Origin of the sequence: Pseudomonas abietaniphila, from assembly GCF_039697315.1 — a bacterium.
Lineage (GTDB): Bacteria > Pseudomonadota > Gammaproteobacteria > Pseudomonadales > Pseudomonadaceae > Aquipseudomonas > Aquipseudomonas abietaniphila_B.
This window is the reverse complement of record NZ_CP155619.1, coordinates 4,882,223-4,908,871: the sequence shown is the minus strand read 5'-3', so window position 1 is coordinate 4,908,871 and position 26,649 is coordinate 4,882,223. Positions and strand designations below refer to the sequence as shown.

The 26,649-nt window shown below is 58.0% G+C and carries 10 protein-coding genes; 7 read left to right on the top strand and 3 right to left on the bottom strand.

The window, feature by feature from the left end; all coding sequences use genetic code 11:
• Positions 1–12: 12 nt before the first annotated feature.
• Positions 13–4,953, bottom strand: coding sequence for an RHS repeat domain-containing protein (locus ABDX87_RS21660; protein ID WP_346829706.1), 4,941 nt, complete (start codon positions 4,951–4,953; stop codon positions 13–15).
• A 107-nt stretch (positions 4,954–5,060) separates the two neighbouring features.
• Positions 5,061–5,552: a hypothetical protein gene (locus tag ABDX87_RS21655; protein WP_346829705.1), complete on the bottom strand. Its 492-nt coding sequence runs from the start codon at positions 5,550–5,552 to the stop codon at positions 5,061–5,063.
• A gap of 183 nt (positions 5,553–5,735) precedes the next feature.
• Here ABDX87_RS21655 and ABDX87_RS21650 point away from each other — a divergent pair, with 183 nt between their 5' ends.
• The 7 genes from ABDX87_RS21650 to ABDX87_RS21620 all read left to right on the top strand — a co-directional run bounded on the left by ABDX87_RS21650 (position 5,736) and on the right by ABDX87_RS21620 (position 24,017).
• The gene (locus tag ABDX87_RS21650; RefSeq protein ID WP_346829704.1) at positions 5,736–7,523 is read left to right on the top strand and encodes a hypothetical protein; all 1,788 of its coding nucleotides are present in this window, start codon (positions 5,736–5,738) and stop codon (positions 7,521–7,523) included.
• Positions 7,524–7,570: 47 nt separating this feature from the next.
• Complete coding sequence (locus tag ABDX87_RS21645; RefSeq protein WP_346829703.1) at positions 7,571–13,372, top strand: hypothetical protein; 5,802 nt, start codon at positions 7,571–7,573, stop codon at positions 13,370–13,372.
• A 65-nt stretch (positions 13,373–13,437) separates the two neighbouring features.
• Positions 13,438–18,525, top strand: a complete 5,088-nt coding sequence (locus tag ABDX87_RS21640; RefSeq protein WP_346829702.1) for an RHS repeat domain-containing protein — start codon at positions 13,438–13,440, stop codon at positions 18,523–18,525.
• A 345-nt stretch (positions 18,526–18,870) separates the two neighbouring features.
• Entirely contained in the window at positions 18,871–19,422 is a 552-nt protein-coding gene (locus ABDX87_RS21635) for a fimbrial protein (RefSeq protein ID WP_346829701.1), read from the top strand.
• 132 nt (positions 19,423–19,554) lie between these two features.
• The gene (locus ABDX87_RS21630; RefSeq protein ID WP_346829700.1) at positions 19,555–20,307 is read left to right on the top strand and encodes a fimbrial biogenesis chaperone; all 753 of its coding nucleotides are present in this window, start codon (positions 19,555–19,557) and stop codon (positions 20,305–20,307) included.
• A 30-nt stretch (positions 20,308–20,337) separates the two neighbouring features.
• A complete protein-coding gene (locus ABDX87_RS21625; RefSeq protein WP_346829699.1) occupies positions 20,338–22,920 on the top strand; it encodes a fimbria/pilus outer membrane usher protein in 2,583 nt (860 codons plus the stop codon).
• 53 nt (positions 22,921–22,973) lie between these two features.
• On the top strand, positions 22,974–24,017 hold the full coding sequence (locus tag ABDX87_RS21620) for a fimbrial protein (protein ID WP_346829698.1): 1,044 nt from the start codon (positions 22,974–22,976) through the stop codon (positions 24,015–24,017).
• A 40-nt stretch (positions 24,018–24,057) separates the two neighbouring features.
• Here the strand turns inward: ABDX87_RS21620 and ABDX87_RS21615 are convergent, their stop codons facing one another.
• Positions 24,058–26,628 carry a hypothetical protein gene (locus tag ABDX87_RS21615; protein ID WP_346829697.1) on the bottom strand — a complete coding sequence of 857 codons (2,571 nt, stop codon included), beginning with the start codon at positions 26,626–26,628 and terminating at the stop codon, positions 24,058–24,060.
• Positions 26,629–26,649 lie beyond the last annotated feature (21 nt).

Sequence of the window (26,649 nt, the reverse complement as noted above, 5' to 3'; positions counted from 1 at the left end):
GTCGCAACGTGATTAATCCAGACTCAGTATACGGGGATTGATAGGATTGCGCGGCCTTGACCTAATATGCCGCTGAACCTCGACAGGCCCAGTGTAAGGTTCAACTGCCGTTTTCCAGTCTCCGATTCTAGAGGTCGCATACCTTCTTCCCCACTGATCATTTCCATCTCGAAAGCGTGCTCGATTACCCTCGGCCGCATGCTGAGCATCCAGCCTGCTTCCTACCGCGTCCGGGCTTGGGTTGTCGTTACTTATCTTCAATTGCGCATCGAATTCTGGGTCAGGACGGTTAGCGTAACTTCTAGTCACTCTCCCATAATCCTCTGCATGACCTTTTTTCCCATACTGTGCGGCTTCCATTTTATTGGTCGTTCTGACCTTCAACTTCATCCCCATCCCAAACCCGCCCACCACACCGGCAGCAAGCCCGAGCCCCATGCTGATCTTGCCCAAGAGGTTTCCTTCCTCCCCACCCATCGCCGTTCCCGCTATCCCCGTCCCCACAGACGCGATCTCCAGGCCCACACCAAGGACCATCGAAGCGTTCGCAGCAGCGGCAGCGGTGCTGGCGGCCATCGTGCCAGCCACCAGAGTGCCGACCCCGCCGGACACTACGCCCAGTGCAATGCCGCCGACGACGCCGATCGCCATCATGGCCCAACTGGGCAGGTGCCCCGTTGGATCGACGAAGTTGACCGGATCGCCCACGCAGTAGGCATAAGAATTCCAGCCGCCTGCATCGAAGGGGCTCAGGCTGTCCGGGCTGTGAAAGCGCATCAGCACCGGGTTGTAGGCCCGGTAACCCGCGCCCAGCAGGTACCCTCCGGCGTCTTCGCACCGCTCACCGTTGAATCCCAGGTGACTGGCCGTTTGCGGGGCTATGTCGCGATGGCCGTAAGCGGTGTAGGCATGGGCGTGTAAGCGCTGCTGATCGATTTCGCCGAGCACGGTGTCACGGCTGTCACTGACCAGCAGCAGGTTCTTTCCCGGCGAATCCTCCCCACTTTTACTGCGTTCAGCCAGCAGGTGATCGCCGCCGCGCATGAAGCTCAGCTGGTTGCCGTTCGACTCCTTCTGGCTCACCAACTGAGCGTCGAGGTAGAAACGGGCTTCGGAGGTTGAACCATCGCTGCGACCACTGAGGGTGTCCAGGGCGTCGTAGTGATACGTGTTGGCGCTCTCGCCGGGCAACGCGCTGACGCTGACCAGGCGACCGATGTCGTCGTACTCCAGTTGCCGTCCTTGTTCATCCACCGTCAGGTTACCGTCCAGGTCATAGTCGAGCGTGATCAGTGCAGGGTAAGCAGGGTCGGCGCTGACATTGCGCACCTCGCGCAGTTGTGTCGGATCGGCGCCGGAATAGACATAGGTCGCCGTGTTCTGCCCCTGCGCACTGCCGTCGACAAAGGTGGTGGTCACGGTCGTGAGGTTGTTCAAGGCATCGAAATCGAAGACCTGCTCCTTCAGGGTTTTGCCATAAGGGTCCAGCGGACATTCCGTGCCGGTGCAGCGGTAGTGTCTCAGACGCGCCCGCAGATCGTACTCATACTGCTCGTCACGCAGGATTTGCGCGGGCGTCCCGTCGGTGTAAACCCGCTCCAGCGTGCGCTGCACCAACGCATCGACTTCGTTGTAGCGCTGAGTCAGTTGCTGGCGCTCGTCACCAAAGTCGAAAGTGCGCACAGCCTCGCGACCGAACCCGTCGTACGTCAGCGAGACGAAGACCTGTTTGCCTTGTGCTGTATTGAGGGTCTGAACACTGGCAGCGCGCCCGAGATCATCGTAGGTGAATGTGGTGTCCACCTCTGCAAGACGGGTATTGATCAGCCGTCCGGCGGCGTCGTATTCGCAGGTCTGAGCTTGCTGGAAAATGTCAGTGAACCTGAGCAGGCGACCGCGCAGGCTGTAGTCATAACGCGCTTCGGAATCATCGCTGCCCTGGATGCGCCGTTCGCTTTTCAGTTTTCCGGTACTGAAGTACTTGCGCTCCATCTTCACGGCCTGCTGGCCTTGCCTGCCGGGGCTGGGCTGTTCGATACACTCGAGCAAGCGCGCATTTTGCACATCGTACGTGTAGTCAGCGGTGGAGGCTGCCATGACCCGCTGGTTGGGCTCGTCGCCCAACTGTGGCGTGTACTGGTATTTGATGACCTTGCCGCTGGGACGCTGCACGCTCTCTGGCTGATTCTGCCCAGGCAGGTAGCTGAACGTCTGCTCACGACCACCGGTCCTGGCCATGACTCTGCGCCCCAGACCGTCAAAGGCCTGCTCACCCAGCACAATGTCATTGACACTGATCAGTACGGGCAGGTCTTCCCTGCTGTGCAGGGCATAGTCACGCTTGACCCAGGCACCATCGGCCAGCTCGGTTTCGACCATGCGGTCGAAGGCGTCATAACTGTAAAGCGTGCGACGATCGAGGGCGTCGTACTCCTCAACACTGCGCCCCAGACCGTCATAGAAGTACTCATGCAGGTACGCGTGCCCCGCTTCGTCTGTGCGCAACACCCTCAAGGGTTTTTCGAATAAATTCTGCGTGGTCTGGGTCGTGTCCGATTTGACCTTCTGCGCAGACTCGCGCCACTCGGTACGCGTCAACGCAATGGGGTCATTGACCTGATGCTGTTGAATCCCGTCGGGGCCTGTCACACAGCGTTGTTCTCCCCAGTCATCGTAATCGAATGTGCTGACATAAGGAGTGTCGCCATTGATCCAGTCATACTCGGTTTCGGCTGCCAGATTGCCCAGCAGATCGTGCTCGGCACTGTACGTCAGGCGCCACGCTGGTTCGCTCCCCGGCTCGACCGCGTCGACATCCTGACGCTCCTCCCTGACCGTACGATGGAGTCCATCCAGCCAGGTGCGGGTCTTGACGTCTTTGACGTTTATTGACTCCTGCATGACCTGGTTCCCGGGCGCGCCACTCAGCACGTAACTGTAAAGGCGTCTGGCCTCGTAGGCTGTATCCGGCGCGACCTTCTCCTCGACCACGCGCCCGAGCACGTCGTACCTGTAGCGAATCGCTACATCGTTGTCGTCGCGGGTAAGCAGGGGCTCGCCATTGAGCAACGAATATTCCGAGGTAATTTCTTTCTTGGCAGCGTCGAGGTTGGTGCTGCGGGTTTCAACGATCCGTTGAACGTATTCGCCCTCAAACCGTTTGGTTTTAGTGTCGTTGAGCGGTTTGCTGTACTCAAAGGTACTGGTTTGGGTAAAACCGTTGAGGGTCACGTTTTCGACGCGTTTACGCCCGAACAAAAACGGCTCGTTCACGTCGTCGATGTACTGCGTTTCGGTGCGTTGCAGTTCGATATCGCCGTTACTGTCCACCTGCAGCAGCGTTTCGCTGTCCAGTGCCAGCCATTCGCTCAGCGTGCTGCCCAGGGTCGGTTTGACGCTGTAGCGGTAGACGCTGCGCAGCGTCGGTGCGGCCTCGCCCAGCTTTCGCGGGCTCTGCACGAACGCTGCAAAGTCGTTCTTGAGGGCTTTCACTGCGCAGCGGCGGCGTGCTCCGGACACGCTCAGGTCGTGCCGCGACTGCGCGGGTTCTACCCGTTTTTCCTTCAAGGTGCGCACGAAATCGTCAGGGTCGGGCGGGCAGCCGTCGGCGCCTTCCTTGGGATAATAGCTGCTGACTTCGCGGATGCCGGTGGGCAGGGTCTGCACCAGCAGATTGCCGTACGCGTCGAACTCGGTCAGGGTGCTTTCCACCCGCTTATTGGCGGAGCTGCTGCGCAGGTACCAGGTCTTGCGCACCTCGGTGGCCAGTTGGCACTGGGCCGGCTGCTGGTCGAAACTCAGGTTGGGGTTCTGGTCGGCGTAGTAGCTGTTTTCCAGCAGCAGGACGTTGTCGTTCTGGGTGGTTTCTTCGCTGACGAGCAGGTGAAAGCGGTTGAAGACGCGATGAATGCGCCGCACATCGCGCTTCTGGGCGTTGTCGTACAGGATTTCGGTGGTGGTGTACTGGTAAGGGGTGTTGAGCTTGTACAGATTATCCTGACCGTCATCGCTCCAGATCAGGCCCTGGGCACCAAAACCGAGGAAGTTGGTGTCGGAGTATTCGTAACGGGTGGTGATCGGCGGTTGACCGGAACCGGGGTTGTTGATGTGTTCCCGGACCCGCGGCAATGCGCGGCGGGCATTGCCCGGAAACTCATGGCCCGGCACGGCATGGTCGATGGTTTCCGTGCCGCCCAGCGGCGTCAGCACCTGGGTGACGCACAGGAAGTCGTTGAAATACCCGTATTCGAAGTGCCAGCGCGCTTTTTCATCGGTGGGCAGGACGAGGTCGGAGACCCGCTCATCGCTGTCGGCCAGCGCCATGACGTAACGGGCGTCCAGCTCGGGGACGTCCGGGTGCAGGTGCAGCGTGATGGCCGCATCGGTGCGCACGATGCGCAGCACGGTGCCGCTGCTGTCCTGGATTTCGGAGAGGGTGCGCACCCCCTTGAAGACTTCGTAGAACAACTCGATCTTGTGGCCCTGTGCCGAATAGATGGCGCTGGGCAAGGCAATGCCGTCGGGGCCACCAGGACTCAGGTGTTCCACCAGGCCGGACTTGTGCACCACCCAGTAGAGCGGGCCGGTGCTGCCCTGTTCTTCATAGAAGTGAAAGCTTTCAATCTTCTGTTCGCGGATCGCCGGCTGCACGCCGCTGCCGGTGACCTTGAAGGATTCGCCGGTGCTCAGGGAAAGCATCTGGGTGGTCGGGTTGTACTGCGACAGCGCCAGGCTCCAGCCGCAGCCGAACCCGCTGTTGCGGTCTTTGCTGGCAAGCTGGGTGGCCAGCGGATTGAAGCTCAGGCGCAGTGGCAACGCGGGGCCGCACAGGGCGTTGCATTTGAGTTCCGGCAGGCTGATGGAACAGGTGTACTGACCGGTGCGAGAGTCGACACCGGCTTCGACGAAACTGAGAAAGTTGAAGGCGTTGGAGTGAACTGAGGACGTGGCCATGCGCGTGGATCTCCATTGCTGTTTCGGGTCAGCGATAGTCGATGCAACCTTGAGCGCGAGACTGCATGACGACAGGCTCGGCAACCGAAAGACAGGAAAGTCCGGGTTTAACTGCCAGGCCCGGAAGAACGCTCTATTTTGACGCAGGACAATTTGTCTTTAATCTGACCTTGATCGTTTTCCGTGCTGATCATGATGATGCCGGGCACCACCACTTCATTCGGACGTTTCTTGGCTGCTGTCGTCAGATCAACGGCCTCCACCGTTGTGGTTGGATGTTTCACGGTCTTCATTTTAATAATGAAGTTGTCATGAGAGGCGCAATCAGGCGCATCGTAAAAGGTAATGAAGGCTGCAGAGGGTACTTCATCAAGTTTAAACTTAGAGGCAGTATCATTCTCGCACTCATCGATATTCTTGAAGTTAAAGCTCCCATTTTCAAACGCAAGCGTACAAGAAAGCTCATCCCCCTTCTTGCCCCCATAAATTTCCAGCCGACCTTGATAGACAGGGTCTTCCAGGGCCGCACTGATCGCCACTTGCGAAAAACACGCCGCCATCAAAAAAGATGAACAGAGCATGAGTCTGATGCTTTTCATAATGCCATCCTTGTCATTGAGCACATGATAAGAAACTGCCGGTGGTCGTGCAGTAATTGTCATCACTAACGCTAGCACTGGACGGTGCCAGCGCCACCTATCAGTTCTACTAGGTTACAGCGCGGTATCGGGCGAGTAGAAGAAGTGCATGGGTATTTCACCGCACACGTTAAGGTAATCAACATGGCCGATAAGCCTGCCCCTAAAATACCGACGCTGGTAGATGACACTGTCGACCTGATTGAACTCGGCACTAAAAACCTGTTGGCCTATATCCGCTACGGCAACGATGATGAAATGGACGGTGACCTCGTGACGTTTTCCTGGATCGGGAGGACATCGGCATCCGATGGTCTGGACTTCAGATCGAACCCGATAAGGGTCGACAAAGACCAACTTCCAGTAGAGGGCCTTGAGATCGAGATTCCCAATGCGGTCGTGGTCGGTCTGCGCGACGGTCAGGCTTTTTACTCTTACACCGTCGACGATCAAGGCGTTACGGAGGAGTCCAAACGCCTGATACTGTTCGTAGGACAACGCCCGGCACCGGCTGCGCACTTGCCAGTACCACAGGTCAAAGAGGCTCATAACGGTTTTCTGGAGCCTATAGCACAGGGGCCGGTTCAAGTCGCTGTCGCGCCTTACCATGCCATGGCCAAAGGCGATACCGTCAAGTTGACCTGGCAGGCCTATGAGACAGGCGGCAATCCTCTGTCCCCCTACCTCAACACCAAAACCCTGGGCGACACAGACGTCGGCTTTCCTCTGAGTTGGTCAGTCAGCGATAACTACTTCAGCGGCGCAGCGGATGGCCGCGTCGAAATCAGTTACGCCGTCACCTATTCCACGAGCGGCAGCACCGACTCTTCCCGCCTGCAACTGAAGCTCTCCGTGCCGCCAGATACCCGGATGCCGCTACCGCGTATCCGAGACCTGACCGGAGATACCTTGGACCCGGCGGGGTTTCCCAACGGGGCCGTGATTGAGGTGGATCCGTACCCGGACATACAGGTCGGTGACGATGTCCTGGTTTACTGGAGCGCCGCCCGAGCGACCAATAGCAGAATCCAGCACGTACGTATCGACCAGTCGAACATCGACAGCAGGAGAATCGAGTTCCTGATCGAGAAGAACGTGCTCGACGCCAGCATTGGCAGCGACGTGACGCTCACTTGGCAATACGCACGAATCGGCAGCAGCGCTTCCTCCGCAACGCGGAAGTTGTCCATCGTCACACCGCTGAAACTGACCGCACCGTCCGTGCTGGAGGCCACTCCTGTGGCGGGAACGTCAACACTCGAACCGCTAAACGTTGACGTTACCAAAAAAGGTGCCACCGTCCGCGTCCCTGCCAACGCGGGTTTGGTGCCGGGCGATCTGATAACAGTCACCTGGGACGGCATTGGCAAGACCGGCAAGTTTGTAACGTCGACCCCCCTGGTGGACGGCGGGCTGGATTTCAGGATCCCCACCACCGCGATTCCGGCCAATCTGGGGACCACATTTGATGTGTATTACACGGTAACGCGCACAAAAATCGCGAAGCTGGAGGTCGTCTCTGACAAGCACCGGCTTTCCATTCCTCAGATACCACGCGACAGCTTTGCCAATCTGCACTGTACCGAAGCGATAGGCACAACCGGTGAGCTCAGCCTGAACACGGCCATCGCTGCCGGCGGCGCTCATTTCACACTGGAGCCCTGGGTTTACATTGCTGCCGGCCAACAGTTGGGCCTGGAGTTCTCCGGATTGGGCTCGGACGGCGTCTCACCGGTGGACTACGACATCCTCAAAGATTATGCCGTGTCGGACAGTGATGTCGTTAACGGGGTTAACCATGGTGTGTTGCCGACGACCCTTCTCCAACAATTAAAAAAAGATGAACAATTTGATGTGTATGTCTCTGTACGTTTCGACAACAGTGCCTCACCCCAACCGTTCCGAACACTGGCACTGAAACTGATTGATTAGCTCAACCCTCCCTGAAACTAAAGAATGCACGACGGAAGAGGTGTGAAATGGGTAACAACTCTCGGCAGAATATTCTTAATACGATGAAGTCCAGACGTTGTACATCGGGCTGGGACGCCATCGTCAGTTACAATCGCAACAAGGTCAATGCACTGCTCACGCAACAATATATAAAACGCTACATGCTTAACGACGCATTGCCTCCATTCGGCGGTGTCATAGAGTTGGGCGGAATGCTCAAAACGCTCAGCGGTATCGTGCTGAGCCCCCCACGCCTGTCGTTTGAAAATGCCAATCTGGAAAAAGCAGAGGCACGGCTGACCTATCAATTGATGGGCGCCAAAATCGTCGATACGGCGACCTCTGACGCCATTGACTTCACGTACACCACCAAAATCATCGACGCCAATCCAGCAGCGCTATTGACAGGTCCCAAGCTGCTCATGGACATCACGCTCAAATCGAATACCGGCGGGGTCGGAAAAGAAGGCGATGTTTACTTCAACATTGCGGACGGCTACAACTTCAAGGGCGACTTTACCGACTCCGAAGCAGATCAGCTGCTGATAGGCAAATTTTTCGAGGACTGGTTTACCGAGCAAGACGAGAAGTTTCGGCGTTATTCCCTGGGGCATATGGAGGCATTCAGTAATGATGTCATGACCCCTAAAAGCTTCAAGCTAGTGACTCAGCGCGACCCGAATGGCGGCGGTTCTGGCGCCGTGATCATGCTGGTGACCCTCGAAAGTCGTGAAGGTCCCGGCGCTGGACTGCCCGGCGAAGATTCCGGTATGCCCTACTTTATCCCGGATGACGTCGACAGTGCCGGCGTCCCTTTGTATTCCGCTGCGGCCATTTTTTCCAGCGAGGTCATTTTCAACCGGGTATTGATGAACCAAGTGATCCTCGACATGGGGAACGGGCTCGCCATGAAGTACGTCGATGATGAAAGCGCGCTGAAAGCCAGTGGTGGAAAGTTTACGCTGGGCGAATACATGCTTGAATATGATCACGGCGGTGGAAGGGATGCCTTTTTCCATATACAGAGCATGGAGTTTCCTTTTAATTACGGGTTTGATTCAGGGTATTTGGTGGCCGCGAAAGATAATAAAATCACCATCAAGTGGGCGCAAGAAACGGCATGCCCGTTTCACTCCAAAAAGAAGTGGGATTTTCCTGACAAAGATGATGAGGTGTACGGCAAGTTGCAAGTCGTACACGATTTTGAACTCAACTTCAGGCCGAGCATTGACCCGGTCACTCATGTCGTGAGTTTCGAAAGAGACAGCACTTCGCACCTCACCGTTGAAGAACACGGACACGAGGCGGTACTTCCAGTCAACGGCCAGCAAGCGAGGGCCGTTCATCAGGAGGTCGAGTCTCGCGTCCGCACCGCACTGTCCGGCAAGTTCAACGCGCTCAAAGCGCCTGACATCAAGACCTTCATGGTGAACAACCTGCTGTTTCCGGATAACAACAATCTGCGCATCAGCGATGTGGACCTGCCGGGTGACCTGGCCTTGTTCGGCCAACTGGACACCCGCTTGACTTCGTTTCAAATATTACCTTTGGAACCCAGGGTGCTCGCAGGCAAAACCGAGCAGTTTACGACCAGCACAATTGAGACACGACGTACCCAGACTCTGGAGTGGAGCGTCAAAGGGATCGACGGCGCCACTTCAGGCGTCGGCACGATCAGCGCCAGCGGCTTATACACGGCACCTGCAGCGAAAGAGCTCGATGGATCGTTCGTTCGGGTCATCGTGACCGCCCGGGACATGAACGGCGGGAGCAGCTCATCGACGCTGGTGACCGTCGTCGCCTCATCGTTGAGTGTCAGCCCGCTTTTCCAGACCTGTGCAACAACCAAGGAAGCGGTGATTCTTGTTGAGAGCCTGGGTGAAAGCGAGATCACCTTCACCTTGACCAGCAACGTCGATCACGGGGCGACCCTGACGCCTGCCCCCGATAAAGCCGGGGTCTATCTCTATAACCCGGGTACGAGCCCGAAATACCAGATCACCGTGGACACCGCGGAGTTCACCGATACAGCGACAGGCGCCAAGGCACGTGCCTTCATCCTGGTGTGCTGGCAGAACCTGACCTATAGCATGGAAATCATCGAGCAAGCCCCTGAACAGGGCATCCAGCTTGCGCTGATGGAATCAGATTATGGAGAGACTTACCCCATCGAGGATGAACTGGAGTGGTTTGTATTGGGGGGCGATGGCGAGGTGGATCAGACAGGCATCTTCACAGAGCCTGCACCGACTGCGCTGAAGGACGGTGTGGCCATCGTGATGGCGAGGAAAGGGCCTTCAAGCCGCGATCCGTTTGGGTTTATTGCGCTGCCACTACCGCTGGAGCGGTTCGACCGCCACGCACCTCGTTATGCGCCCCCACGCCCTATCCTCCAGGCCCGTTCTGCGCGCCATGCCGCTCCAGCCAAAGTGCACACCGCAGGCAAGGGGGTGAATTCGCGCGATGCATTGCTCAGCTGGATGCAGGGTAAAACCGTCACGTATGGCTGGAACGCACTCATTACCTACAGTCGGGCCAAAATAAACCGGCTGCTCGAACATCAGTACGTCACCAAGTTCAATACCGACAGCTTCCTGCCGCCGATTTTCGGCACCGTCTCGCTAGACCCCAGCGGCGCCAAACGAGAAATGCTCGAACTCTCCGGGCTGGTGCTCAGTGCACCTCAGATCTCCTTTGAAACCGCCGACCTGCTGGACTCCAGGGTCGTCGTCACGCTGGATATCGTGTCGGGTTCCGTGGCCTATCAGTCCTACCCCGACGCCAGTCCGGCGTACCTGAAGTCCAGTTTCAACATCAGCGTGCAACAGCAGTTCAAGGTGCAAATGGAAGTCGACCTTGCCGCCGTGATGGGCGAAGTGGATCAGGCAGGCCATGTGGTGATCGATCTGGGCGAGGGTTATAGCTTCACCAGTAATCTGGTGACCTTGGAGTATCCGCAAGAGCAGCTGGGCCTGTTTTTCAAAAACCTGTTCAAGAGTCAGCCTGCCTCGGACAGGCGCTATCTGATCGGTGTACTGGATTATATCGGTGACGATATGCTGACACCGCGCAACTTTCACATCCGCACGCAGGCGGCGCCCAGTGGCAAGAACATCAATTCAAGCAGTTATGGCGAGGGCGGTGTCATCCTGTTCGTGCGCACACGCAATGACTTCTATGACGGTACGTTGCCCACCCCTGAAAACGCCGCGACGTTCCGTTACCTGATCCCCGACGACGAGACTAGGGAGCCAGGACAACCCGATTATTCGGGCTCCATCGTGCTGTCCAGCCGGATGATCTTCGAGAATGTCATCAAGCCGTACCTGACAAGCTATATCGGTCGTGGGTTGAGTTTGTCTTCCAATACGCCTCCGGGCTCCAGTGCATTGTTGAAAGCGACGAATGGAAAGTGGGATTCGGGGAGTGTTCACCTTCAGAAGCAAGCGGATATCTGGGGTGATGTCGTTCACGAATTAATGGTAGCTAATATCTACTTTCCGTTCAGTCCGAGTCTGACAGTACACACCAGCAGCGACGCCAGCCAATTATTGATCACCTTGAGTGAGTCGATCACACACCCCTACCATTACAAGCTCAACAGAAAGAATTTTGAAGACTTTAATATCCGGGACATTATTAATTTCACCTACTCCCTGACATTGAAATTTGCAATCAGCGTGGACACAACACTGAATAAAACGAGTTTCTCTCTCGAGGATTCTTTGTTTGACTATACGATGCAACTTCAGAACTTCACGCCCAGGTATGACGAGGAAAACGCGGAGGTCGTTCACACGCAGTTCAAAGACTTCATCAAGTCGGAAATGCAAAAGATGAAAGACCTGTTCTTCGGTATTGAACTACCGGACCTGGACTTTTATGCGCTCAATCATCTGCTGTTCCCCGGGCAGAATGCCTTCCTGGCCACCGAGGCCCACCTACCGGGCGATGTGGTGTTGTTCGGACAGATCGACCCGACCAACACCTCATTCACGCTGGAACCGCTGCAGTCGATCATCAAGGTGGGTAACAGTCAGCGTTTCGAGGTCCGCCAGTTGACCCGGACAGCCGAACCGATTACCTGGACCGTACGCGGTATCGATGGCAGTCGCGCCCAGGGCGTGATCGATCAGACCGGCGTGTTCACTGCCCCGCCCTTGCAGAGCCTGGAAGGCTCAGCGGTGCGCAATGTGATCACGGCCAGCTATGACGATCCGGCAACGGGTGAGTTGCGCACGGCTTCGGCGCTGGTAACGGTCGTTGCTGAATCCATGGCGGTGGCCCCTGCGATGTCAACCTTGCGCATCCGCAATGAGTCCACACCTGTGGAACTGCGGGCATCGAGCCTGAGCGGCAACCTTCTGGTATGGCGTCTGCTTGATGAGACACCCGGTGAACTTGAGGTGGCTGTGGACACGTTGTCGGCGCTGTATACCGCCCCCGCATCCTTGCAGAGCGACATGCTGCCGGCACTGATCGAGATTGCAGACTCAGGCACGGGCGAAAAAGTGCTGGCAACGGTATTGCTGATCAACGCCAATTACACGCTTGGTATTGAGCCCGTCTTCCATCCCGGTCTGGCACGTAATGCGTCGGTTCAGCTCAGTGTTCTGGACGATGACGAAGATTACACCTATGAATGGAACGTGATCGCCGGCCAAGGCACGGTCGACACGTTCGGAGTCTTCACCGCCCCGGATGACATTTCGAGCCCCTACAGCGTGATCGAATGTAAGGATGTGGACTATCCACGTTTCCGCGGTTTCGGTGTCGTGCACCTGTCCAATACAGCGTTGAGACCCACCTGGTCGGACTTCACCACGTTCACCGTCAAGCCCGAATCCCCTACCAAGATGGCCTACGCCAACGGGTTGCAGCAGGTTCAGGTGAGAATCGCCATCAAGACCAAACCCACCGACAGCGGCGAAGAGACCGCCCTCACCCCTGCCGAGCGCGCCAGCCTGACGCTGGTGGTGGCTGAAACCAAAGAGGTGCTGCCTCAGGTGGACAGCGAAGGGGTACCGATTGATGGCAGCGTCACGCGGTGGGGTGTCAACGCCAAGCGCAATGAATACGACTTCTACACCAGCAAGTTCCCGCCGGCTCAAGCGCAGGAGGACGCTCTTGATCTGGATGGCGATGCAAAAACGGTTTACATCCAGACCCGCAGCGACACCGAAATTAGAATCGCGGCCCGGGTGACACGGGCGGACAATACGTTTTTCTATTCAACGGACCATTCGGGTTCCGAGGAAAACGACGCCATCATTGTCATCCAGCCGCTGCCGGTGCCGGTCTATCAGGACAGCGAGTACCACCTGGATGTCCGGCGAGCAGAAGGGTTAGGCGATCCAGAGAAGGATACGGACTTCGACTTGTACCTGACCACCGTCGACTATTACATCCTTAGGCTCTTGTCGGCCTCGGTGCAGGAAATCATCGGATTCAAGAATATCGCCTTCGAGCGTGCCTTTTCGATGGTCCAGTGGGAAAGCCGCCAATATGCCGAAGAGGTGGGCAGTTACACCGGCTACGCGCTGCCCATGTCGAAGGAACTCAACTTTGAACCGTTGCTGTACAACGGCATACCGGATGCCGTGAAACCGAGCAAAGTGGTCAGGGCCGGCTTTGAGAGCCCCGACGGTCAATTCCTCTTCAGTCTGCATCGTCGGCTCGACTTCCCGTTCGACGAGTCCAGCGAACTGGTTGAGCCTCTGCGTATGCGGCTGATCGACCGGTATGGCAATCCGCATCAGTTGCAACTGAGCTTCGCAAGTTTCAATAACCGCAACGAGCTCATCATCAAACGGATTTCCAACGATTAACCACTGTGACAATTGCCTTGGGGCTACTGGCCCCAAGGCAGCGTTTCCAATGGAAGGAGACTCTCATGGCCACGTCCTCAGTTCACTCCAACGCCTTCAACTTTCTCAGTTTCGTCGAAGCCGGTGTCGACTCTCGCACCGGTCAGTACACCTGTTCCATCAGCCTGCCGGAACTCAAATGCAACGCCCTATGCGGCCCCGCGTTGCCACTGCGCCTGAGCTTCAATCCGCTGGCCACCCAGCTTGCCAGCAAAGACCGCAACAGCGGGTTCGGCTGCGGCTGGAGCCTGGCGCTGTCGCAGTACAACCCGACCACCCAGATGCTTTCCCTGAGCACCGGCGAATCCTTCAAGGTCACCGGCAGCGGCGTGCAGCCGGCGATCCGCGAACAGAAGATTGAAAGCTTTCACTTCTATGAAGAACAGGGCAGCACCGGCCCGCTCTACTGGGTGGTGCACAAGTCCGGCCTGGTGGAACACCTGAGTCCTGGTGGCCCCGACGGCATTGCCTTGCCCAGCGCCATCTATTCGGCACAGGGCCACAAGATCGAGTTGTTCTACGAAGTCTTCAAGGGGGTGCGCACCCTCTCCGAAATCCAGGACAGCAGCGGCACCGTGCTGCGCATCGTGCGCACCGATGCGGCCATCACGCTGCACCTGCACCCGGACGTCCCCGAGCTGGACGCCCGTTACGTCATGGCGCTGGCCGACAGCGATGAGCGGGTCTCCGACCTCGTCCTGCCCACCGATGAAAAAGCGCGCTGGCACTTCGAATACGGGTATTTCAACGACTTCCTGTGCGTCACCCAGGTGCTGACGCCGCTGGGCGGCACGGAAACCATCGACCATGCCGTGCCGGGCCATGAGTTTCCGGGCAATGCCCGCCGCGCATTGCCGCGGGTCCGGGAACACATCAACAACCCCGGTTCCGGTCAACCGCCGATCACCACCCGTTACGAATACTCCGACACCAACTTCCTCGGTTTTGGTGCCCAGGGCCTGATCTGGAGCGATGACGGTCAGGATAATCTGTACAAGCTCAACACCCCTTACCAGTACACCACCACCGAAATCCTGTACGACAACGCCCAGAAGCGCGATGTGCGGCGCATTCATCGCGTCTTCAACCGCTTTCACCTGCTCGTCAGCGAAGAAACCACCCAGAACGACAACGTCCTGCTGCTGGAAAACAGCTACTACGCCGACCAGAACCCCAACCTGAGTTTCGACCAGCAGCCGGCCCAGTGCCAACTGGCCACCGAGGTGCGCAAGACCTGGTACCTGCGCAGCAGCTCCGCCAATAAGCGGGTGGAAAGCACCCTGACCGAGTTCGACGCGTACGGCAATCTGCTGGTGCAGACCCTGCCCACCGGCATCCGCGAAGTCAGCAGCTATTATCCCAAGGAAGGCGCCGACGGCTGCCCGCCCGACCCTGACGATTTCGTGCGCACCTTGAAGGAAAAACGGGTAGAACCCGCGCAGTCGCGGCACGACCTGAGCGTGTCCGGAGCACGCCGCCGCTGCGCAGTGAAAGCCCTCAAGAACGACTTTGCAGCGTTCGTGCAGAGCCCGCGAAAGCTGGGCGAGGCCGCACCGACGCTGCGCAGCGTCTACCGCTACAGCGTCAAACCGACCCTGGGCAGCACGCTGAGCGAATGGCTGTCCCTGGACAGCGAAACGCTGCTGCAGGTGGACAGTAACGGCGATATCGAACTGCAACGCACCGAAACGCAGTACATCGATGATGTGAACGAGCCGTTTTTGTTCGGGCGTATCAAACGGGAGTCACAGACCCTCAACGGTCAAACGTCCCATACCGACTACAGCTACCAGAGCGGCACTCAAAAACGCGGCAACGAGAAGGCTCAGAAAACCACCAAAACGCTTTCGACCGCTTTCACCAATCAGGAAGCCAACGCGACCAAAACCGTCACCCTGGAACACTCACTGCTCAGCGGACTGCCGTTGCTCGATCAGGACGAGGACGATATCGAAATCAACTACCGCTACGATGCCTTGGGCAGAATCGTCGAAGAAGTCGTGTCCCCTGACACCGACTATGCAGCCCGTCGTCTCTACACCTATAAACTCTGCAGCCAGCCAGGTGAAAAGGCCTCGCAGTCGGCAATGGACGTCAATGATGTCACCGTGTTCACGGAGCTGGACGGACTGGGTCGGGCGATTGCCGAGTACCATCAGAACATTTATCAACCAGCCCCCGACTTCCTGAAAGTTCAGGCGTGGACGTACAACGCTTACGGCCAGCTCGAACAGGAGACATCCTGGGATCACTGGCAGCCTGAGGAAGGTCAGCCGCTGCAAACACTGGAACTGACCTCGGCTTACGCCTACAACGCCTGGGGAGCAGTGACCCGAACCACTCGTCCGGATGGCGTGGTGGATGTCAACGAGTTCGACCCCATCACCTTGAAACGAACCGCCTGGCAAGAAATGCAGACAACCGTGGTCAACTGGAGCGAAACCGTCAGCAACGGCTTCGACAAACCGTTGACCGTCAGGCAACGAGCGGGCGCACAGTATCTAGAGCAGACGTACGCCTACGACGGTCTTGGCCGATGTGTCGAAAGCACCGATGCCATGGAGAACACCAGCGGTTTCGAATACGACGCGTGGGGAAGGTTGCTGCACACGCAGTTGCCCGACATGACCGTCGTCAGCAAGACGTATGCCCCGCATACCCGTGAAGCCCTGCCGGTCAGCGTGCGGATCGTGCCGGACAACGAAGCATTGCCCAGCGTGCTGGTCGGGGAACAACTGTTTGATGGTCTCAACCGGCTGAAACAGTTCAAGGTGGGCCCCCGCACGAGCCACTATCGCTATACGGCGGGGCAGATGACCGTCAGCGAATGCGAAACACCCAGCCAACAGCGATTGCAATACACCTACGACCTGGGCCTGACCGGACTGCCAAAAACCTCCACCGGACCCGATGAGACAGCAAGCTTCAGCTACAACCCGAAAACGGCCCAGATCACCACGACCCGCAGCACACAGGGTCAGCATGACTTCGAGTACGACCAGGCGGGGCACCTGCGCTGCGAAAGCTGGACGGATACCAACCGTCTGGCAGGGCGGAAAACGGACAGTGGCAAGGCCGAGCCGTTCTCGGTGACGTACAACAGCTCGTTGAGCGGACGCCAGATCAGCCGTGTCGATGTGACCGGTCTGAAGACCCTGTACGAACATGACCTGCTGGGCCGCTTGAACAGCATTCATCAGGGCGAACTGCGGGCTGACTTCAGCTATTGGCCGACAGGATGGTTGAAGACAACCACCTGCACCGACCTGAGCAGTCAGCAGCAGCTGGAAACGGCGCTGGACTACGACGACCTGGGCCGCGAAACCCTCAGAACGCTGAGCGTCGATGGCAAGGCATTACGCAGCCTTGAGCAGACGTACCAACCTGACCACAAACTCGCCACTCGGCGCCTGTGCGAAGGTGACACCGAGCTGCACGCAGAAACCTTCACCTACGACGTCCGTGGCCGTCTCAAGGTGTACACCCGCACGCCACCCGTAACGGGGGCGCTCGCCGACGCGATTATCCGGCAGGATTTCACCTTCGACAGCCTGGACAACATCACGGCCCTGTCAACGACCTTTGCCGATGGCCGCATTGAAAAATCCACCTACCACTTCAATCCGGCAGATCCTTGCCAGTTGACGGAGATTCGCTACGACGTTCCAGGCAAGTCTCCCATCAGGCTGGAATACGACGCTGACGGAAACCTGACCAAAGATGAGCACGGCCAAGTGCTGCGCTATGACAGCCAGGGTCGGCTGCTGAGCGTGACCGATGACACAGGGCAGCCGTTGGCGCAGTACCGTTATGACGGACACAACCAACTGATCTCGGTGCTCCACGGGCAGCAGCCCGAGACCCTGCGTTTCTATCAGGACAGCCAGTTGAGCAATAGCCTGCAAGCGGGCGAAGCCATCAGCTACCTGCTTGAAAGGGGCCGGCCGCTGGGGCAGCAAACACCCGGCAAGAGTAGCCAGACACTGCTGCTGATGACCGATGCCACCCGCTCGGTGATTGGCGAGTGCCAACAAAAAACCACGCGGCATGTGACCTACGATCCATACGGAGAACGAACCGGCGACGAGCCGCTGCAAAGCCTGATGGCCTTCAACGGCGAGGTGCGAGACGCGGTCGGTGGCTGGTACCTGCTGGGCAAGGGTTACCGCGGCTACAACCCGACGCTGATGCGCTTCCACAGCCCTGACTCCCTGAGCCCCTTCGGGGCTGGCGGGGTCAATCCCTACGTGTATTGCCTGAGCGACCCGATCAATGCGGTCGACCCCAGTGGGCATTCGCTGAAAAGCTGGATTGGCGTGGGGCTGGGCGTCATCGGCATCGTGGCCACCGTGGTGACGGCGGGCGGTCTTACGCCCGTTGCCGGGGGGGTTATCGCTTGGGGGCTTTGGGGCGCCGGTGTCGGTACCGGCGTGGCCTCCGCGATTACCGGTGTCATGGGCGCGATGGAGCAGGACCGTCAACACGCCAGGACGCTGGATAACATCAGCATCATCAGCGGTGTGCTATCGGGCGTATTCAGCATGTTCTCGGCAGCGGCGAACTTCAGCAAGGCCGGGAAACTGCATGGGTTTTCGAATGCGGCGAAGGAAGGGGCGGCAGACGGTGCGGATAGTGTTGCCAGTGGCTCTGCCAGAAATTCGCTTGATCTCACTGATCCGCAGGCTCTACCTCTTAGAGGTGACGTTACGATGAGTGATGACCTTAGGTTACACGACGTTTACCTCCCGGGATCAACGAGAACATCTGTATCGGGTAGCTCAAGTGGATCTATGGTGGACAACACGGAGCGTATGGCAGCGCTCAAAGGACAGAGCTCCATAACCAACCACACTAAGGCCGTAAGAACGCGATCTTTGAGCATGCAAACGGAAGACAACATCGTTAAAAGTTCAGCCACGCAAACTGACGAACTGGACGCACCGGTCTCAACCGTCCGCAGCAACAGTCCGGTGCCCAAACCCACACCCGCCGAGCCGGCGAAAACCATCGCAGCCAAAGACAACTTCTGGCCTTATCAAAGCTCGAACAAAGTCGTTAATGATCGAACAACGATTGATCTGGCGGCCAACGTACGAAGAACCCGCAACACGTGATGACCTTCCACCTGCCCTTCCGTAGGGCGGGTGGCAGGCAGGTCTGTAAGGTCGATACCCTACTTGCCTCACCCTCATGTAAATCCAACGAGCGCGCGGCCTCTAAACGAACATGAACTTGGTAAGGCCTTACACTTTTCACCCATTCCAGCAACATCCTGCTACAACCACGCCCATCTCTTTGAGAGTTCTCTCATATTCCCTTTGCATTCATCTCCTTAAAGTGCGCCCCCACCAGCGACATGCACGACGGCATTGCTCGTCTGTTGTCCGGCATGAAGTCACAAGGCTTCAACAATGTCCTGGTTCATGTGTCGAGCCACACTTTCAAGGAATCATGGTCTCATGAAAAAGTCATTCGCAATCCTGCCCCTGGGGCTGCTCCTGGGTTTTGCAGCGTCCTCAGCCATGGCCAAGGACGGAACCATCAACTTCATTGGCAAAATCGTCAGCAACACATGCCCCATCGACGTCATCGATCCAGGCAGCGGTAATGTCAGCAGCAGTGTGTCGATGGGCGAGGTCAACACCGGCTCCCTCGCGGCCGTTGGCGACGAGGCAGGCGGCGGCGCGTTTCAGCTGAAGGTATCCCCTGATGCCACCTGTGTGGTAGGTCCGGGCAAAACCGCCACCGTGACCTTCAACGCCGTGCAAGGCAGCGACCCGAGTGGCGAAAACTTCGCCATCAAGGCCGGTGCGGGCGCCGCAGACGGTGTGGCCATTGCGATCAAGGATGCCAAAGGGCTCCCGGTCAAGAACGGCCTGGAATCTTCGGCTTATCCCATCGATGACACTAACGAAAGCCTTCTGTACTTCACCGCCCTGTACAAACGCATCGGCGCGCTGAACCCCGGTCAGGCTGACGCCGACGTCGACTTCACCGTTCACTTCCAGTAACGCCCGGCTTGCCAGCCAGCCGCCCCGGCGCATGTCCCGCGCCGGGCTGCGGTGACCCCGGTCCATTGATTCAGACCGAGGGCTGGTATCAATCTCCGGCGCCTTGATGCCTCCTTTTAAAGACAGCCTCCCATGCCGATGTTTCAAGGGCTCTGCCTGCCCGTCCCCCCGTGGCGCAACCTCTGCGCCGCACTGTGCCTGCTGGCCTACCTTCCTGCCGGCCACGGTGCCCTGACCCTCAGTGGCACACGCGTCATTTTTCAGGGTGACAAGCGCAGCGTGTCACTGACCGTCGCCAACCCCAGCAAGGCGACCTACGCCGTGCAGACATGGATCAACACGGCGGCAGACGATCACCACACGCCCGTTCCCTTCATTGCCTCTCCGCCGTTATTCCGGCTCGGCCCGGGCAAGGAACAGCATGTGCAGATCAGCGCCCTGCCCCATCAATTGCCCAAAGACCGTGAGTCGTTGTTCTTTTTCAACGCTCAGGAAATTCCGCAGACCGACACCAGTGACGGCAACAAGCTGACCATCGCTCTGCGCTCACGCATCAAGTTTTTCTACCGCCCCGCCGAGCTGAGCGAAAACCCGCTGGACGCACTGCAGCGACTCACCTGGTCGGTGGTGGCGACCGACAACGGACCTCACCTGGTGGTCGATAACCCGACACCTTTCCATATGTCGTTCATCACCCTGCAACTGCAGGACAAAGGGCGCATCCACAAGATCGACGACACCACCATGGCCGCACCGTTCTCGCGCCAGTCCTATCCGCTGGACAGCTTTGTGGCGGCCCCGGACGCGAGCGTCACGTTTTCAGTCATTACCGACTACGGCGGTTTCAGCAAGCCCCTCACGCAATCGCTGAACGCGAACCGTTGACGGTCGCCCTGTTACTTCCGGAATAGCCCTATGCCTCCCTTCTTCAGACGTCTGCGACCATCCGGCAAGCCGTCACGCCTGCACTGCATGATGATCATGGGCAGCGGACTGAGCCTGCCGCTCGAGAGCTCCGCTGTCACCGAGCCTCTTGAATTCCAGTCCTCCTTCATGCGTCAGCTCGGTAATGGGCAGGATGGCGCCCTGGCGTTGCGCAGCCTGGCCAACGAAGATGCCCTGGCACCTGGTCGCTATCAGGTGAGCATCAGCGTCAATCAACAATTTTTCGATCACCGCGAACTCGACTTCGCTGCCGATAACGCTGAGCGGCTCACACCTTGCCTGTCTCGCCCTCTGCTTGAAGAAATGGGCGTAAAACTCGATGCCTTGGGCGCGGACGAAGCGCTGCACAAAACCTGTATCGATCTCCCGCAGGTGATTCCCGGTGCGACCGTCGACTTCGAAGGCAGCCGGCTGAAGCTGAACATCTCCATTGCGCAGATCGCCATGCGGCGCGATGCTGCCGGTTATGTGGATCCCTCACGCTGGGATCAGGGCATCAACGCGGCGTTCATCAACTACCAGGCGTCCGCCCAGCAAAGTCGAAGCGACTTCAACGGCCGTGCGCAGAGTGGCGATCTGTACCTCAACAGCGGCGTCAACGTCGGCGGCTGGCGTCTGCGCAGCAACCACTCGCTGCGCCAGGATTCCCGAGGTGCCCGCGACTGGAACAGCGCCTACACCTACGCCCAGCACGACCTGCCGGGAAGGCTGGGACAATTTACCCTTGGCCAGACTTTTACCCCTGGCGATGTGTTTCGCAGCCTGCCGATCCAGGGCATCAGCCTGCAATCGGACATGGGCATGCTGCCCGACTCCATGCAGGGTTATGCGCCGGTGATTCGGGGGGTCGCACAGACCCGGGCAAAGGTCGAAATCCTTCAAAACGGTTATCCCATCTATTCCACTTACGTGTCCCCCGGCCCTTATGAGATCGACGACCTGAATGTGGCCGGAGGCAGTGGTGAACTTGAGATCGTGGTGACCGAAGCCGATGGCCGTATCCAGCGCTTCACGCAACCCTACGCCACGCTGGGCAACCTGCTACGTGAAGGCGTTTGGCGGTACAGTGCCAGCCTGGGCCGCTACAACGATCCCACCGGGCGGCACAATCCAGTGTTCTGGCAAGGCACGGCGGCCAAGGGCCTGGCGGGAGGTTCGACCCTGTACGGTGGACTGTTGGGCAACGAGTTTTACACCGCAAGCAATCTGGGTGTGGGACAGAGCCTGGGCGCATTTGGCGCGCTCTCCTTCGACGTGACCCGCTCCAGCACCGACCTCGATGCCCAAGGCACCGGCAAGGTCCAGGGCAGCAGCTACGCATTGAAGTACGGTAAGTCTTTCGAAACACGGACCAACCTGCGGTTCGCCGGCTATCGCTACTCCACCGAAGGTTACCGGGACTTTGACGAAGCGATTCGCCAGCGCAATCTGGACTCACGCTACCAAGGGCACCGACGCAGTCGGCTGGAAGCGGCGATCTATCAGAACATCGGCTCGACCAGCGCGCTGAACCTGACCCTGTCCCAGGAAAACTATTGGGGCACGAGCCAGGAACGGCGTCAGTTCCAGTTCGGCTTCAACACGCAACACCATGGCATCAGCTACAACCTGTACGCCTCCAAGTCACTGACTGATCGTGGCTATGACGATCGTCAGATCGGCCTGAGCATCAGCATGCCGCTGGGCTCGACCCGCCACGGCACTACCGCCACGTTTGACCTGCTGGAAAATGACAAGGCCCTCAGTCAACGTGCGAGCCTGTCGGGCCGGGCCATGGACAACCGTCTGAGCTACCGCGCCGGTCTGGCCAACAGCGAAACACAGGACAAGACTGCCTCCCTGAGCGTCGGTTACCAGGCCCCCTTCGGTAACGTGGGGGGTGGCGTGACCCACGCCAGTCATTACTCGCAGGCATCGGTGAACGCCAGTGGTGCGTTGCTGCTGCACGGGGACGGACTCGAAGCAGGCCCGTACATCGGCGAGACCGCAGCCTTGATCGAAGTGCCGGGCGTCGCCGACGTCGGTGTTCTGAACGCAGGTCAGGTCAGAACCAACGAGCGTGGCTATGCACTTGTTCCTTATATGCGGCCTTACCGAGTCAATCGGGTGGTGCTCAACACCGATGAACTGGGACCGGATGTCGAGATTGAAAACGGTGTCACTCACCTGGTGCCTCGACGCGGCGCCGTGGTCAAAACCACCTTCGCTGCACAGGTCGTCAAACGTCTGGTGGCGACGTTCCACGACAGCACAGGCTCCCCCCTGCCCTTCGGCGCTCTGGTCGTCGATGCCGATGGCCAGACGCTGGGCGTCGTCGGGCAAGCCGGCCAGGCGGTTCTCAACGTAGGACAGGGCAACCAACGTCTTGTGGTCAAGTGGGGAAACGCATCGGCGCAACAATGCGCGTTCGAAGTCGATGCCCAAAGCCTTCCAGAACAACAAGGCTACCGGCTGCAAACCCTGACCTGTGCACCGACCGATGCCGCTGAGCCGTACCCCTCTCTTTCGGGAGCGACCGAACACGTTCGGCCGTCTCTTTTGGAACTCGACTGAACATGAATACATTCAAACGATCATTGACGGCCCTTGCCGCGCTGACCTGTTGCATGACGTTTTCTCTGACATGGGCCGGTGGTTTTGAAGACGGTTGCTACTGGGATAAAGATAACCCCGGGCCCATGTCGTTCATCGCAGACGTCGGGACGGTTTTCGTGCCCAGAGACGCCGCCGTCGGAGACGTGATCGGCACGCTGGACCGGTTCCTGTGGCTGAAGCAAGGTCCCGGTGGCGTCAACCTGATTTGCCATACCGTGCATGTGCCTGACATCACTGTGAACATTACGAATAACGTACCTGCGTTTTCCGGCAGCCTCCCACCCATTGGCGGCGAAAACAGCGACGGGAAAATCCTGACTACCTCGATTCCAGGGGTCGGCGTGAGGATCAAACTGGGTATCCCGTATCGCGGCCCCGTCGACAACTGGTACCTGGATGGCCCGTCGGTTGTTCCCTTCAGCGGTTACATGGAGAAGAACATGTTCTTCCCCTGGATGCAGGCCTCGATGGACAGCTATATAACGCTGGTGAAAATCGGGGACATCAACCCCGGTCCTCAGATATTCGACGGACGCGAGCTGGCCCAGGCTGTGATCACCGCGGTGGGGAAAGCCTGGTCGGTGTCGCTCGCCGGCACGGTGATCCAGGCAGAGTGCTCGGTGTCGAGCAATCCAGTCAGTGCAGACCCTGTCGATTTGGGAGAGTGGCAACAATCGGACTTCACGGGCCCTGGCTACACGACCCGCGCAACCCCCTTCACGCTGACCTTGAACAGCTGCATCTCCGATCCGGCCAATGGCGTCACCACGGCGCACATTCGTCTGGATGGCGTAAACGGCTCCGCCCCTGTCGGCGATCCACTCAACGGCGTATTCAGCCTGAGCACTGACTCAACCGCAAAAGGCGTCGGCATCCAGATGCTGATGGGCGATGGGAGCACGCCGGTAGGGTTAGGCATCGAAGTGCCGCTTCAGGCCATCAGTCCGGCCGGGGACACCGTACTCCCGTTCAATGCACGGTTGTATCAGACCGATGCCCAGGTCCAGGCGGGTCAGGCCAAAGGTGCGCTGGACTTCACGATCACTTACAAGTGAACGGTCAGCGCACTGAGCTGACTCTTACAGGTGCCTGGACTCAGGGCAACGGCACCGTGACGGTGATGGGGCCGCAGTCGTAGGACTGCGGGTCGTCTTTGTAGGTTGCTCTGACGGTAATTTGATAATGCCTGCCAGCTTCAAATGCCAAGGGGAAAAGAAACGCTCCCGGATTCCACCCGCTGTGAATCCATTTATCGTCCCTGAGTACGCTATAGGTAGGTGTGTCTGCTGCACCCGGCTTCCGCCAACGCAATACAATGCCGCCTGTTCCGATAGCCAGCATTCTCAGCTCGGTCGGGTATTTCGAGGTACTCGCCGACACCTTCGCCAACGACGGAATAACAAGGTGAGACCGCAGCTCATACCCGTCGTCGTCCAGCATCGCCTGTACGACGGCGAAACCCGACTGAGGGCGCTCGGGGTACGTATAAATACCGGAGGCGTCGACCGAGCCGTCACCGGCAAAAAGCGTCCAGTCTGCACCGTCATAAGGCACCAGTTCCCAATCGTCGTTCTCCGCCAGCAACAGCAATTTCACCTGCGTCGAGGGCCCGGCCCATTCAGGGTCAATGATGATCGTCGCCGTATCTTTGCGCCATTGGGTCAACACATAAGAAGACGATACGGCACCTGCATGGTGTTTGCTGGTGAACTCCACCCGATCCAGGCTCAATGAATGGACCTTGTCGCTCTTACCCGGCTCGAAAACATAAGCGCCCGGTTTGTTCGGTACAGGTGCCAGAGAAGGGGCGATTTCTGGCCATTGTGCAATCAGGCGCGCGTCGACATCCGCCGTATTCAGCGCCCCTGCGAGGATTTCACACCTGTCAGCGGGGCTCACCACCTGGAAAACCGGGTCCACCATCAGAGGGGTTTTCAACACCGTGATCAAGGCGTGCGCCTGGCCGCCGCTCACCCCATGAGCGGTGACAACGATTCGGCGGCTCATTTCCCTGGAATCCGACATATCGGGTGCCTGATAGCGCCCCGAAGTAATACTTCCGACAGTTTTCAGATCGTCATTACCGTCGCCATCGCGGAGTGTCCATTGGGCTACCGGGACATTGCAGGTGAGGTTCTGAACGCCATTTGCACCGAGCACTGAATCATCTGGGGAAAGAATCGGTGTTTCTGCGTTCGAGTCGATATCACCAAAACACACAAGATCCTGTGGGGCAGCCGCTTCTTTCAACCGGACGCTGTTCGCATCGGCAAAGAGCAATCCACTCAAAGCTCCGATGGGGAGGGTCATATCTGGGATAGATTCGAATTTTTCCTTTACTTTACTCGCAATGCCTGCTTGAAAATGAGACTCAACTTGGGCATTGCTTAAAGGGGAAGGGGCATGCATATCAGAGCAACTGACGGATGATGCATATGAAGATTGCTCAAAAACGATAGCCTCGCGAGCGGAATTCAACCTGACGACGAATTTACAGGTGACCGCGAGATCAACCCAATAATTACCAGAGTTACTGGTCGTTTCCGAAAAAACCGATGCGGGCTGGGAACAAGGCCAGCTCATTCCAAAACAATACCATGGCCTCTGATGTTTCTCGTCCCAGGCCAACACTAACTTTTCACCGTTGATTGACAGGGTCATTGACGAGACTGAAAAGCTTTGACGGTAGTCATACACATTGGAAGTGGAGCAAGCAGGTCCGCTCTGCCACCCCGCGCTGTAAGGATCCAGATAAACGGGGCTCCAGTCACCGCTCGCTTTAGCCGATACCAAAGCATTTTGTAGGGCTGTAACCTGGAAGGAGACCCCCTCGCCAAGGTACGTTCCAATCGACTCACCAAGCTGGGTCAGTAAACTACTCGCCGACAGCAGCAGCGTCGCTCCGAATCCATCCTCTGGAATCAAATACCTAAACACCTCCGGCGTCGGCATAGTCCCCGGCTTGCCACCTGCAAACTTGATGAACATCAGTACGGCACCGTCTCCGAAATTAGCCGCACTTCTCACGTTCGCACCGGGCGCCATTTGCGTCCGGACCTCAAAACGGTCAACTGCAAACGATCCGTCACCTCGGGCAATGGTCCCCAGCGTGAAACGCCGGGCTTCGGGCAGCTCGGCAAAACGCTCTCTGAAAAACACGCCGGCCTGGACCTGTCCTGCATCATCGTCAGCGTCGAACAAGCTGGTGGTGAAGTCATAAGCGTCGTTGAGGTCCAGATAGAATTCACCCGCGCTCGTGCTGCCGCCATCGGTCTTGTTCAGGTCAACGTTCATGAACAGCTCCGGGCTGAAGGCGGGCACGAGCTCCTGGATCTTCTGAACGACGCCCCCCTCACCCTCCGTCACCACCTGGCCTGCGACAATGCGCAGGCTTAGCCGTGCTCTGGACTCATCGAGCGAGGACGCTTCAAATGAGAGAAGCGGTGGGCCCAACTGCACGTTGCGCAGGGTTTTCGTGAGCTGACCGGTCTCGATAACGCCCTGCATCGGCGGAAAAGTCGTCGCCTCGGCAAAACGGCCAATGAATTGCTTTCTGAGCAATGCATTGGCCTCCTTTCGGCCATAGGCAATCACTGCATCCCAGCCAAACGTCCTGGTACCGCCTGCCAGCCACTGAAGCAGGTCGGCTTTGGTATTGTTTGCCATATCGAACACCCTCGGTGTCAG